This is a genomic window from Tenacibaculum pelagium, assembly GCF_014062345.1.
Classification (GTDB): Bacteria; Bacteroidota; Bacteroidia; order Flavobacteriales; family Flavobacteriaceae; genus Polaribacter; species Polaribacter pelagius.
This window is the reverse complement of sequence record NZ_JACGLS010000003.1, coordinates 159,896-172,359: the sequence shown is the minus strand read 5'-3', so window position 1 is coordinate 172,359 and position 12,464 is coordinate 159,896. Positions and strand designations below refer to the sequence as shown.

The following is a 12,464-nucleotide window of genomic DNA, read 5'->3' as shown; positions in this document are numbered from 1 at the left end:
TAAAAAATAGTATGATTTATATCATGTTAAAAAGTATTAATGGCATCCTTCTACTGAAGTTGCTAAATCCGAAACTGGCACTGGAGACACATAAGGAATTCCTAACCCTAAACCACGAAGCACAAATAAAACTCCTATAAAAACTACTACAAAAGGTATTATTTGTTGAATCCTTTTTCTTACCAATCCGTTAGCGAAATTACCAACATACACTACAGTTGTCATTAATGGTATGGTTCCTAATCCAAAGATGAACATATATAAACTTCCTGAGAACGAATTTGTGGTTGCTAAAGCGCCGAAAACAGCCATATAGACCAACCCACAAGGAAGAAATCCGTTTAAAAAACCAATCGTAAAAAAAGTATCGTTTCCTCTTTTCTTTAATTCTTTTCCTAAAGCTGATTTTACTTTCATTACCAATCTATTAATCGATTTTGAAAAATTATATTTCTGAAAAGTTTTAGGTAAAAGAATAACCAAGATCATTAAAACTCCGACAATGATAGAAAGCTGTTGTTGAAATCCGAAGAAATAAAACCCTTTTCCTAAAAGCCCAAATAACAACCCTATTAAACTATACGTAAATAAACGACCTAAATGATAACTTACTATTTGTAAAACTTGTTTTGCTTTATTAGTTCTATCTACCGGTAACATAAAAGCTATCGGTCCGCACATACCTATGCAATGAAAGCTTCCTAATAAACCAAATATGAGTGCCGAAATAAACATTAGTAAATCAACTCTTTCTGATAAAAATAAGCTGTATTATTGTAGTTCCAAGAAACACTAATGTTCCAACGACCACCCAATAAACGTTTCTCAGGCACGAGCAAATATGTTTTAGATAGTGAAATAGGAATTTCAAAATCTAATTGTTTATTAGATGGTCTGTATAGGAACACTTTTCCTGAGATTTTGGTATAATCAAAATCTTTTGGGAAATTTACAATCAGTCCCCCGATTGATTGTTCTATTGATATGTTTTCTTTTAATGCTTTTGCATTTTTAGTAGCTGTTATTGTTTCTTGATATTCTAGTTCTTTTTGATAATATTTATCAGAGACTAAATCGTGATTATAACTTTTACCAGTACTCATCGATATAACGAAATACATGATAAAACTTATAAATCCAATAATTGCAATTACTATACCCGTGCCCCAGTTTAGTTTCATTTTTATTGTTTTAAATTATCTATAACTTCTTGGTCCTAAAAAATTAGTTTTAGTAGTTTCTATTAATCTATCGCCACTATAAACTCCTATTTTTAAGTCTATTTTTTCTTTTTTCATTTCAGATTGATGTACCTCTATGAATAAGGTTCCTTCTGCCAATCCTTGTTTTGGAATTTCAAAATTTTGATGTGTTACCGTTTCTATTTTTCCTTTATGTGAGACCAACTTAAAACTAACATCATCAAACTGTCTTGTAGTTTTATTGATTACTTTGTAGGTGTAAATATTACTAATAATTCCGTTTTCTTTATGCTGATATAATTGCCCTGGTAATCGTAAAATAGTTGCTTCAACATCATTTCTTAAGAATAACATTCCGATTAACACCGTTATTAAAATTCCTAATACAGCTGAATATCCTTTCATTCTTGCTGAAAACAGAAAAGGTGCTTTCTTTACAATGTTCTCTTCACTAGCATAACGAATTAATCCTTTTGGTAATCCAACCTTTTCCATCATATGATCACACTCATCGATACAAGCGGTACAGTTTACACATTCTAACTGCGTACCGTTACGAATATCAATTCCAGTAGGACATACATTTACACACTGAAAACAATCGATACAATCTCCTTTTCCAGTGGTTGCTCTCTCTTCTTTTTTATTGAATTTTGCTCTCCCCTTTTCTCCTTCTCCACGAACATGATCGTACGCAACATTAATGGTTTTATTATCAAGCAAAACTCCTTGTAATCTACCATACGGACAAGCGATAATACATACTTGCTCTCTAAACCACGCGAAAATAAAATAGAAAACTCCTGTGAAAATTAATAAGGAAATTAACGTATTTAAATTATCAAAAGGATTTCCTGTTACATATTCAATTACAGTATCACCTCCTATTAAATACGCCAAAAACACATTGGCAATTAGGAACGAAATAATGAAAAAGATAAACCATTTTAATAATCTCTTTCTAATTTTCTCTGCATTCCACTTTTGTTTTTCTAAACGAATTTGTTTTCCTCTATCACCATCAATCCAGTATTCAATCTTTCTAAAAACCATTTCTAGAAATATCGTTTGCGGGCAAATCCATCCACAAAAAATACGCCCAAAAACAACAGTAAACAGAATAATAAAAACAACTCCTACAATCATTGAAACCACTAACAAATGAAAATCTTGTGGCCAAAAAGGAAATCCGAAAATATTAAACTTACGTTCTAAAACATTAAACAGTAAAAACTGATTTCCATTAATTTTAATAAAAGGAGCTGATAATAAAAATGCTAATAAAAAGTAGCTTACATAGCTTCTATATTTATAGAATCGTCCGCTTGGTTTTTTAGGATACACCCAAGCACGTTTACCTTCTTTTGTAACAGTACCAATACTATCTCTAAATTGTTCGTTCTCGGGTGTTTCCATGATCAACTATTAAAAACCAAACCAATGTTCAATATTATTGAACACTATCTTTTACTTGTTCTATAATTTCTTCTTTTACTTCTTGAGTTTCGTCTTTATACAACTCTCCTTGTGGTGGTTTTGGTTTTGCAGGTGTAGTACCTTGCATACCCATAATATAACTTGCCACTTTTTGGATGTCTTTTGGCTTTAAAGTTTTACCCCAAGCAACCATTCCTTTTCCGTCACGACCTCCATTGGTAATTGTTGTGAAAACATTTTTAATACCTCCACCTAAAATCCAATATTCATCGGTTAAATTAGGTCCAATACCTCCACCTCCATCAGCTATGTGACAAGCGGCACAGTTTAAATTATATACTGCTTTACCTCTATTTAAATCACTTTCATCGGTTAAAATCGTTACTGTTTCAGCATCGATAATTGCTTCTTTAGAGGTTGATCTAAAAGCTGCTAATTCTCTCTTAGCTTGTGCTACAGACTGTGCATATTCCATATCTTGATTTGGAGCTCCCATCATTTCGTATTTTACTAAATATACTACTGCGAAAATGATTGTTGCATAGAACATATACACCCACCAAGGCGGTAAATTGTTATCTAACTCTTTAATTCCATCGTAATTATGATCTAAAACAATCTCTCCTTCTTCTTCAATAGCTTTGGCTTCAGTCCATTTATTAATTAGCTTTTTAGCCCAAGCCCAATGATCTACTTCTTCAGGATTAATTCCTGCTTTAATCATTTCAGCTTTTTCAATTTTTGCTACTCCAGTTATCGTTAGCATTTCTTTTGCTAATACTACTAAACCAAAAGCTATCAAACCAATCCATATTAATGGATTTTCTAAAAAGTTAAACGGATTTTGATATGAACTAATCGCTTTTGCTAACGCCAAAGGTGTTAAAAACAAAAACAAAAAAGAAATAACTGTTTGTACTCTTGTGTAATTTTTCGGCATTAATTCATTCGCCTTATTTACAACTGTAGCTGCTAAAACTTCTTTTAAAAGCACTACTAAACCAAATCCTATAATTACAAACCAAACTACCGGGTTTTCATATAAACTAAATGGATCTTTATATGCCATAAAAGCTTTCGCTAAAATAAATGGCATTGAAAAAACAAAAAGAAATGATACTATAGATTGAATATATTTTTTCATCTTATTTTATTTTAATCGTTTAATGGTATATCGCTTACTCTACTGATGTATTCTTTTTTAGCGGTAAACACCCACCAAAACAGTACTACAAAAAATGTAAAGAAAATAGTTAGTGAAATGATTGGATATATTTCAATACCTACAATACTCTCCATATGATTTTTTACGAACTTTAACATAATTTCTAGTTTTTAGCGCTTAATTGTTTTTGAACATCTTTTACTTTAATGTCTGTTCCTAATCGTTGTAAGTATGCAATTAAGGCAACAATCTCTCTATCCTTCATTTCTATAAAAGTCTGTCCGTTTTCTTGAGCATACTTTTTATCTGCTTCATAATTGGTAGCAAAATCAGGATCTTGTTTTAAATTCTCTTGAATTTTTGCTCCTTGTGCATCCATACTGGCTTGCGCATTTGCAATCTCATCTTCAGTATATGGAACACCTAATGTTACCATGGCTTCCATTTTTCCTTCAGTATCACTTTTGTCAAGCTTATTTCTAACTAACCATTGGTATGCTGGCATAATAGAACCTGGTGATGTACTTTGTGGATCATACATATGATTTAAGTGCCAACTGTCAGAATACTTTCCTCCAACTCTTAAAATATCTGGACCTGTACGTTTAGATCCCCATAAGAATGGATGATCGTAAACAAACTCTCCTGCTTTCGCATATTCTCCGTAACGCTCAACCTCTGATCTAAATGGACGCACCATTTGCGAGTGACATCCTACACATCCTTCACGGATATAAATATCACGTCCTTCTAACTCTAAAGGTGAATATGGTTTTACGCTTGAAATCGTTGGAATATTAGATTTTACTAATAAGGTTGGTACAATCTGAACAATACCTCCTATTAAAATAGCTACTGTTGCATAAATTGTTAATTTGATTGGTTTTCTTTCTAACCAAGTATGCCATCCTTCTCCTTTAGTCCTATGCTTAGAAACTTTTGTTAATGGTGCTGCTTCTGCTAAATCATCAGTAACCTCAGTACCAGATTTAACCGTTCTAATCATATTGTATAGCATTACAAATGCACCGATAATAAACATACTTCCTCCAATAGCACGCATCCAATACATTGGTACAATTTCGTTTACTGTTTCAAGGAAGTTACCGTAAGTTAAAGTTCCGTCTGGATTGAATTGTTTCCACATAGATGCCTGTACAAATCCTGCAACGTACATTGGTAACGCATACATAATGATACCTAAAGTACCAATCCAAAAATGGAAATTTGCTAATGCTCTAGAATATAATTTTGTTTTAAATAATTTTGGAACCATCCAGTAAATCATACCAAAAGTGAAAAATCCGTTCCAAGCTAACGCTCCTACGTGAACGTGTGCAATAATCCAATCACTAAAGTGAGCAATTGCATTTACATTTTTTAATGATAACATTGGTCCTTCGAAAGTTGCCATACCATAACCTGTAATAGCTACTACAAAGAATTTTAAAACAGGGTCTGTACGAACTTTATCCCAAGCTCCACGCAGTGTTAATAATCCGTTTATCATACCACCCCAAGATGGTGCTAATAGCATAATAGAAAATGCAACTCCTAGGTTTTGCGCCCAATCTGGTAATGATGTATATAGCAAGTGGTGAGGTCCTGCCCAGATATAAATAAATATCAGCGACCAAAAGTGTACAATTGATAATCGATAAGAATATACAGGTCTGTTTGCTGCTTTAGGAACGAAATAATACATCAATCCTAAAAACGGTGTGGTTAAGAAAAATGCTACCGCATTATGACCGTACCACCATTGTACCAAAGCATCTTGAACTCCTGCATAAACCGAATACGATTTTAAGAAACTAACTGGTAATTCTAAACTGTTGAAAATATGTAATACTGCTACCGTAACAAATGTTCCTAAATAAAACCAAATAGCTACATATAAATGACGTTGCCTTCTTTGAAGAATTGTCCAAATCATGTTTACACCAAAAGCTACCCAAACTAAAGCAATGGCAATATCAATTGGCCATTCTAATTCTGCATATTCTTTTGATGTTGTATAACCTAAAGGTAATGTTATAGCTGCTGCAACAATAATTAATTGCCATCCCCAGAAATTAAAATTACTTAAAAAATTACTCGCCATACGTGCTTTTAATAGTCGTTGTAACGAATAATACACACCGGCATAAATTGCGTTACCAACAAAAGCAAAAATTACTGCGTTGGTATGTAGCGGACGTAAACGACCAAAACTTAACCACGAAATTCCGTCAGTAATGTTTGGGAATAAAAACATGAAAGCCAACAATAATCCTACTGAGAAACCTACGATTCCCCATAGAAGTGTGGCGTAGATGAATTTTTTTACGATTTTATTATCGTAATAAAATTGTTGCATTTCCATAATCTATTTGAATTTAATATCTATTGTTAGTTGTTAATTTTATCCTCTTTTACTAGTTCATCATCAAATAACATACGAACTGAAGGTGTGTACGAATCATCGTACTGCCCTTTTTTTACCGAAACGATAAATGCAATAAAAAAAACAATTGCCACTAAAATACTTAGTGTAAGTAGTAAGTAAATAACGCTCATATCTTGCCTGATAATTATAGAACAAAGATAGATTTGAGTGTTTTCTTAAAATATGATAATTGTCATGTTTCAAGATTTTTTTGAAGTTTTGTGCATAAAAAAATGAGTCTCATTTTTACATAAAACTCATTTCTTTATTAGAAATATACACTTTTAATTAAAAAGTCTTTTTAACCCTGTCATTAAGTTTCTTTCTAATATTTCATACTTTCCATCTGACAAGAATAACTCTTTAATTTCATCAAATAGAGTCTTTATTTCTTCTTCAGAATAATTTAATTCATTAATTGATGTTTGGAGCTTTTGAATACTAACGTAATCATTATCTTTTTCAAATTCTGAATGCATTTTTTCATATACAGCTTCATTACTTTTTACTGATATAGTTTTAAGCTCTTCTTTAGTTTCTTTATAATCTGCATTCATACAAAAAATAAAAAGATACGTTTGAAATTCTTGTTTTGTCCAATTTGTTTTAACTGTTGATTTCATGATACCTGAGTTTTAAGTTATTATCAAAGCTATTAAGAAATTGAATTAAAAAACATGATAAAAATCATAACACACTGATAATCAATAACAAAACATTAGATAGTCATAGAAAATAATTTCGTTTCTGGTTGTTTTTGATGCAATTTTTTATCGAAAGCCATACAAACATTTCGTACATAAGGTCTTGCTTTTTCTGGAACAGATAAACTATCTCCATCAACATAAACTAAGCCGTCATCAATCATTTCTTGTAATTTTAAAATATGGTCTTCTATATTTTCTATTTCTAAGGATTCATCGCTCCATGAAGTAGAAAAGTGACACATAATATTTAAAATATGCTTTCTGATAATTAAATCTTCTTCTGATAAAATGTGTCCTCTAAATACTGGAATCTCACCTTCATTCACCAACTTTTCATATTCCTTTACTGTTTTTACATTTTGTGCAAAACCATACCAAGAATCAGAAATTGATGACATACCTAACCCAATCATCAATTGGGTTTTATTTGCTGTATATCCCATGAAATTTCGGTGTAGTGTTTTTTCATCTGTAGCTTTATAAAGACTATCGGTTGGTAATGCAAAATGATCCATCCCTATTTCTACATATCCCATTTCTGCGAATAATTCTTTTCCTATTTCGTACAGTTCTCTTTTTTCTTCATTCTTTGGTAAATCTTGCTCATTAAATCCACGTTGACCAACACCTTTTACCCAAGGCACATGTGCGTAACTATAAAACGAAATTCTATCAGGTTGTAATTCTTTGGTTTTATTAATCGTGTGAATTACATTCTCTTTAGTTTGAAACGGAAGTCCAAAAACCAAATCGTGACTAATTGAAGTGTACCCTATTTCTTTAGCATAATTATGAGCTTTCTCAACATTTTCAAAAGGTTGTACTCTATGAATTGCTTCTTGTACTTTTGGGTTATAATCTTGTACACCAAAACTTACACGAGTGAAACCTAAATTATATAAACTTTGTAAATGTTCTTTGGTTGTATTATTTGGGTGCCCTTCAAAACTAAATTCATGATTTTCATGTTTTTTAGCTCGCTTTAGAATCCCGTTAATTAGTTTTTCTAATTGCTCTACTGAAAAGAAAGTTGGTGTTCCACCCCCCAAATGAATCTCTTTTATAATTGGAGTTTCATCAACTAAATCAACATATAAACCCCATTCTTTTAAAACTGTTTCTATGTACGGATTTTCAACTTCATGACGTTTAGTTATGTGTTTATGACACGCACAAAACGTACACAAGCTTTCACAAAATGGTAAATGGATATACAAACTAATTCCCTCTGATGAATTACTTTCTATAAACGATTGCTTAAAAGTTTTAATCCAATTTTCTTTTGAAAATGTTTCGTTCTCCCAGTACGGAACTGTTGGATAACTTGTATATCGAGGTCCTGGAATATTATATTTTTGAATGAGTGTGTTCATGTTTTGGTTTTTGAGATGAGATTTCTCTCTATCGCTAGTAATAACAATGATATTATGCCAATTCTAATGCGATTTCAATCATTTCTTTAAAGGTTTGTTCTCTTTCATCAGCAGTAGTTCTTTCTCCAGTAACTAAACTATCAGATATTGTTAAAATAGATAAGGCATTTACTTTATGTTTGGCTGCTACTGTATATAAGCCATTGGTTTCCATCTCTACACATAATACGCCATAATCTGCCCATTTTTTATAACTTTCAAATTCATCTGCATAAAATTCGTCTGAACTTAAAATATTTCCAGCTTTAATTGCAATACACTTTTTATTAGCGGTATGTAATGCTTTTTCAAACAATTCAAAACTAGCAGTTGGAGCATAATCAGCTCCGTTAAATCGAATAGTATTTAGCCCTGAATTTGTTGAAGCAGCCATCGCAATTACAATATCACGGATTTTCACTTCTTTTTGATAAGATCCAGCAGAACCAACACGAATCAAATTTTCAACTCCGTATTCATTAATTAGTTCGTGTGCATAAATCAACGTTGACGGAATTCCCATTCCTGTTCCTTGCACTGAAACCTTCTTTCCTTTATAAGTTCCCGTAAACCCTAGCATTCCACGTACATCATTATAACAAACTGGGCTTTCTAAAAATGTTTCAGCAATCCATTTTGCACGCATTGGATCTCCTGGTAACAAAACCGTTTCAGCAATCTCTCCTTTTTTTGCTTCTAAATGAACACTCATCTTAATATTGATTTTTATCTGAAACTCCTTTAGTAACTAATGAAACTCCTGAAGAGGTTCCTAAACGGGTTACTCCCATTTCAATGTATTTAATAGCAGTTGCTGTATCTCGTACTCCTCCAGCTGCTTTTATTTGAGCATTCTTTTTTACTACATCTTTCATTAATTGAACATCCTCAAAAGTTGCTCCGCCTGTTCCAAATCCTGTAGATGTTTTTACAAAATCTGCCCCTGCATTTATAGCTAATTGACTTGCTGTTTTAATTTGTTCTTTTGACAAATAGCAGTTTTCAAAAATTACTTTTAAAACACTCTCTCCTATAGTTTGTTTTATCAATCGGATTTCATTTTCTACATACTCATTTTCACCATCTAATAACTTTCCGATATTGATAACCATATCTATTTCTGAAGCTCCGTTTTCAATACAATTTTTAGCTTCAAAAACTTTAGCTTCAGTAGTCATCGCACCTAATGGAAAACCTATTACTGCTGCTACTTTTACATCAGAGTTTTCTAATTCTTTTGCCGCCAATTCAACATAACCACCATTTACACAAACTGCGTAAAAATTATACTCTTTGGCTTCAGCACATAATTTTACAATTTGCTCTTTGGTTGCTGTTGCTTTTAATAATGTGTGATCTATATATTTATTGATTTTCATAAGTCTATACGTTTTTTACTCTTTTTAAAGTATCCGATTTTGATAAAGACAAACGTACAATACTTTCTTCAGTAGCTGTTAAATTATGTACTACTTGTGGTTTTAATGAAATGATATCTCCCGTGTTCATTTGTTTCACTTCTCCTTCTACTCCAAAATCAATACTTCCCTTTATCACCTGAACAATAATTGCAAACGGAGCTTGATGATCTTCCATTGTTTGCCCTTTTTTAAAGACAACTCGTATTTCTTTTGAAAAGTCTGTATCTAATAATAATGAAACTGCTGGTTTCATTTCGTTAAACTTTATATCTTCTAAAAATGAGGCTACTTTCATAATTTTTTATTTAATTTTTCTTGCTAATAAATTAGTTGCTATCGTTGTAAAAACTACAATACTAATTGAACTTAAAGGCATTAATATTGCTGCTATTACAGGCTTTAATTGTCCTGTTGTTGCAAAATACAACCCGATAACATTATATAATAAAGATAATACAAAACAATATTTTATTATCTGAACTGCTTTTTTTGAAACGTTAATATATGATCCTATTTTACTAAATTTTGATGCATCTAAAATGGCATCACAAGCTGGTGAAAACACATTAATATTTTCTGACAATGCTATCCCAACATTACTTTGTGCTAAAGCACCTGCATCGTTTAATCCATCCCCAATCATAATTACACTTTTCTTACCCTTTTGTAACTCTTCAACGTACTCTAACTTATCATTAGGTTTTTGGTTGAATAAAAATGATGTCCCTTTAGGTAAAATTTCTTCTAAATATTTCTTTTCTCCTTCATTATCTCCAGAAACAACTGCCAAATTATAATTAGATTTTAATTCAGAAAACAAACTTTCTACTCCATCTCTGTAGGCATTTTTAAAAACGTATTTCCCTTTGTATTCATTATCAATGCTGATATGAACAGAAGTATCTAAATTCGTTTTTTCAGATTCATCTTTTACAAATGATGAAGAACCAACCTTAATTTTAGTTTCTAAATACTTGGCTTCAATCCCTTTTCCTGTATATTCTTTAAAATTTTCTATTTCTAACGATTTCTCTTTTAAAGAACTATATAGCATTCTACTCAACGGGTGATTAGAAGCTCTTAAAGAACTCTTCAAAATTGACTTTTCGTTAGAATTCAACTCTTCTCCTTGATAAACAATCGAACTCTCTTTACTAGTTGTTAAAGTTCCTGTTTTATCAAAAATTACCGTATCAATTGCGGCTAATTGTTCAACAACCGTCGCATTTTTTAAATAGAATTTCTTCTTACCGAAAATACGCAACATATTACCTAAAGTAAACGGTGCTGCCAATGCAATTGCACAAGGACACGCAATTATCAATACAGCGGTAAATACGTTTAAGGCTTTGCTAGAATCTACATATAACCAAAATACTGTAGCTACAAATGCAATTAATAAAACTGTAATTGTAAAATGCTGACTTATGTTATCTGTTAAGGTTTTAAAACTTGAATTTTTATCTTTCTTAAAAACATCATTACTCCAGAGTTGAGTTAAATAACTTTGTGAAACTGAACTCAATACTTCCATTTCTATAACTCCTGCCAATTGTTTTCCTCCAGCAAATAATTTATCTCCAGACTTTTTTGAAACAGGAACTTCTTCACCAGTAACAAAGCTATAATCTATTTTAGCTTCTCCGTTGATAAGAATTCCATCTACAGGAATTAATTCTTGGTTTCTAATTAACAATCTATCTCCTTTTTCTACCTCATAAATCTGAGTATTCTCTTCTTCCCCATCAGAAGTAATTCTAGTAACAGCTATTGGGAAATAGGATTTATAATCACGTTCAAATGATAAAAAATTATAGGTTTTTTGTTGAAAGAATTTCCCTAGCAATAGAAAAAAAACTAATCCTGTTAATGAATCGAAGAATCCTGTTCCTAAATCAAAAATGATTTCTGCAGAACTTCTAATAAACAATACTGTTATTCCTAAAGCAATAGGTACATCAATATTTAAAATTTTAGAACGTAGTCCTTTATAAGCAGAAATAAAATAGTCTTGAGAAGCATAAAAAACAACTGGTAGAGAAAAGAAAAACATTAACCAACGGAAGATTCCTTTGTATTGTTCTAACCAAAATCCTGACACTTCGAAATACTCTGGAAATGATAAAAACATCACATTACCAAAAGCAAAACCAGAAATTCCTAATTTATAAATTAAACTACGATCTACTTTCTTTTTTCCAACTTCATAATCCTCTAAAGAAATATAAGGTTCATATCCTATAGAGCTTAATAACAACACAATCTCTTTTAATGAAGTAATATCAGAATTAAAAGTTATTCGAACTGTTTTCTTTGGAAAATTAACTTGTGATGAGGAAACATTTTTTTGCAGTTTATGCAAATTTTCTAACACCCAAATGCAAGAACTACAATGAATATGTGGAATATATAAATTAACTACTTGAACATTACCATCGTTGAACTCTAGTAATTTATCAACAATAGGTTCATTCTCAAGAAAATCATATTTTCCTTGAATCTCTTCTGGAATTGCTCCAGGGTTATTTTGAAAATCGTAGTAACAAGTTAAATCGTTTTCAGAAAAAATTTCGAAAACGGTTTTACAACCATTACAACAAAAAGATTTCTCCTTTATTGTAATTATTTCAGTATCGCACTCGTTACCACAGTGAAAACATTGTGTGCTTTCCATATTTACTCTTTTGCCTAG

General features: G+C 31.5%; 13 protein-coding genes. All 13 read right to left on the bottom strand.

The features are described 5' to 3' along the window. Positions 1 to 36: 36 nt before the first annotated feature. The 13 genes from H3Z83_RS07865 to H3Z83_RS07805 all read right to left on the bottom strand — a co-directional run bounded on the left by H3Z83_RS07865 (position 37) and on the right by H3Z83_RS07805 (position 12,446). Positions 37 to 735: a sulfite exporter TauE/SafE family protein gene (locus tag H3Z83_RS07865; RefSeq protein ID WP_182124929.1), complete on the bottom strand. Its 699-nt coding sequence runs from the start codon at positions 733 to 735 to the stop codon at positions 37 to 39. After that, positions 735 to 1,181 carry a FixH family protein gene (locus H3Z83_RS07860; protein WP_182124928.1) on the bottom strand — a complete coding sequence of 149 codons (447 nt, stop codon included), beginning with the start codon at positions 1,179 to 1,181 and terminating at the stop codon, positions 735 to 737. The genes H3Z83_RS07865 and H3Z83_RS07860 overlap by 1 nt, the downstream gene beginning before the upstream one ends. A 15-nt stretch (positions 1,182 to 1,196) precedes the next feature. After that, positions 1,197 to 2,618 (bottom strand): cytochrome c oxidase accessory protein CcoG, encoded by a 1,422-nt coding sequence (ccoG, locus tag H3Z83_RS07855; protein ID WP_182124927.1) that lies wholly within the window; start codon positions 2,616 to 2,618, stop codon positions 1,197 to 1,199. Positions 2,619 to 2,652: 34 nt separating this feature from the next. After that, the gene (locus H3Z83_RS07850) at positions 2,653 to 3,783 is read right to left on the bottom strand and encodes a cbb3-type cytochrome c oxidase N-terminal domain-containing protein (protein WP_246337506.1); all 1,131 of its coding nucleotides are present in this window, start codon (positions 3,781 to 3,783) and stop codon (positions 2,653 to 2,655) included. Positions 3,784 to 3,794: 11 nt separating this feature from the next. After that, positions 3,795 to 3,962, bottom strand: coding sequence for a CcoQ/FixQ family Cbb3-type cytochrome c oxidase assembly chaperone (locus H3Z83_RS07845; protein ID WP_182124926.1), 168 nt, complete (start codon positions 3,960 to 3,962; stop codon positions 3,795 to 3,797). Positions 3,963 to 3,967: 5 nt separating this feature from the next. Next, positions 3,968 to 6,169, bottom strand: a complete 2,202-nt coding sequence (gene ccoN, locus H3Z83_RS07840; RefSeq protein WP_182124925.1) for a cytochrome-c oxidase, cbb3-type subunit I — start codon at positions 6,167 to 6,169, stop codon at positions 3,968 to 3,970. Positions 6,170 to 6,195: 26 nt separating this feature from the next. Next, positions 6,196 to 6,363 carry a cbb3-type cytochrome oxidase assembly protein CcoS gene (gene ccoS / locus H3Z83_RS07835; protein ID WP_182124924.1) on the bottom strand — a complete coding sequence of 56 codons (168 nt, stop codon included), beginning with the start codon at positions 6,361 to 6,363 and terminating at the stop codon, positions 6,196 to 6,198. Between the two features lie 153 nt (positions 6,364 to 6,516). Continuing rightward, on the bottom strand, positions 6,517 to 6,855 hold the full coding sequence (locus tag H3Z83_RS07830) for an EF-hand domain-containing protein (protein WP_182124923.1): 339 nt from the start codon (positions 6,853 to 6,855) through the stop codon (positions 6,517 to 6,519). 95 nt (positions 6,856 to 6,950) lie between these two features. Continuing rightward, the gene (hemN, locus tag H3Z83_RS07825; RefSeq protein WP_182124922.1) at positions 6,951 to 8,312 is read right to left on the bottom strand and encodes an oxygen-independent coproporphyrinogen III oxidase; all 1,362 of its coding nucleotides are present in this window, start codon (positions 8,310 to 8,312) and stop codon (positions 6,951 to 6,953) included. A 52-nt stretch (positions 8,313 to 8,364) separates the two neighbouring features. Beyond that, positions 8,365 to 9,063, bottom strand: coding sequence for a purine-nucleoside phosphorylase (deoD, locus tag H3Z83_RS07820; RefSeq protein WP_182124921.1), 699 nt, complete (start codon positions 9,061 to 9,063; stop codon positions 8,365 to 8,367). A gap of 1 nt (position 9,064) precedes the next feature. After that, positions 9,065 to 9,730, bottom strand: coding sequence for a deoxyribose-phosphate aldolase (gene deoC / locus H3Z83_RS07815; RefSeq protein WP_182124920.1), 666 nt, complete (start codon positions 9,728 to 9,730; stop codon positions 9,065 to 9,067). Positions 9,731 to 9,734: 4 nt separating this feature from the next. Then, entirely contained in the window at positions 9,735 to 10,067 is a 333-nt protein-coding gene (locus tag H3Z83_RS07810; protein WP_182124919.1) for a cupin domain-containing protein, read from the bottom strand. Between the two features lie 6 nt (positions 10,068 to 10,073). Then, entirely contained in the window at positions 10,074 to 12,446 is a 2,373-nt protein-coding gene (locus tag H3Z83_RS07805) for a heavy metal translocating P-type ATPase (RefSeq protein WP_182124918.1), read from the bottom strand. Positions 12,447 to 12,464 lie beyond the last annotated feature (18 nt).

Coding starts and splice junctions, on each gene's coding strand:
- deoC (WP_182124920.1), bottom strand. CDS start 9,730: ATGAAAATCAATAAATATATAGATCACACATTATTAAAAGCAACAGCA.
- H3Z83_RS07845 (WP_182124926.1), bottom strand. CDS start 3,962: ATGTTAAAGTTCGTAAAAAATCATATGGAGAGTATTGTAGGTATTGAA.
- hemN (WP_182124922.1), bottom strand. CDS start 8,312: ATGAACACACTCATTCAAAAATATAATATTCCAGGACCTCGATATACA.
- ccoG (WP_182124927.1), bottom strand. CDS start 2,618: ATGGAAACACCCGAGAACGAACAATTTAGAGATAGTATTGGTACTGTT.
- ccoN (WP_182124925.1), bottom strand. CDS start 6,169: ATGGAAATGCAACAATTTTATTACGATAATAAAATCGTAAAAAAATTC.
- H3Z83_RS07810 (WP_182124919.1), bottom strand. CDS start 10,067: ATGAAAGTAGCCTCATTTTTAGAAGATATAAAGTTTAACGAAATGAAA.
- H3Z83_RS07805 (WP_182124918.1), bottom strand. CDS start 12,446: ATGGAAAGCACACAATGTTTTCACTGTGGTAACGAGTGCGATACTGAA.
- H3Z83_RS07860 (WP_182124928.1), bottom strand. CDS start 1,181: ATGAAACTAAACTGGGGCACGGGTATAGTAATTGCAATTATTGGATTT.
- H3Z83_RS07830 (WP_182124923.1), bottom strand. CDS start 6,855: ATGAAATCAACAGTTAAAACAAATTGGACAAAACAAGAATTTCAAACG.
- H3Z83_RS07865 (WP_182124929.1), bottom strand. CDS start 735: ATGTTTATTTCGGCACTCATATTTGGTTTATTAGGAAGCTTTCATTGC.
- H3Z83_RS07850 (WP_246337506.1), bottom strand. CDS start 3,783: ATGAAAAAATATATTCAATCTATAGTATCATTTCTTTTTGTTTTTTCA.
- deoD (WP_182124921.1), bottom strand. CDS start 9,063: ATGAGTGTTCATTTAGAAGCAAAAAAAGGAGAGATTGCTGAAACGGTT.
- ccoS (WP_182124924.1), bottom strand. CDS start 6,363: ATGAGCGTTATTTACTTACTACTTACACTAAGTATTTTAGTGGCAATT.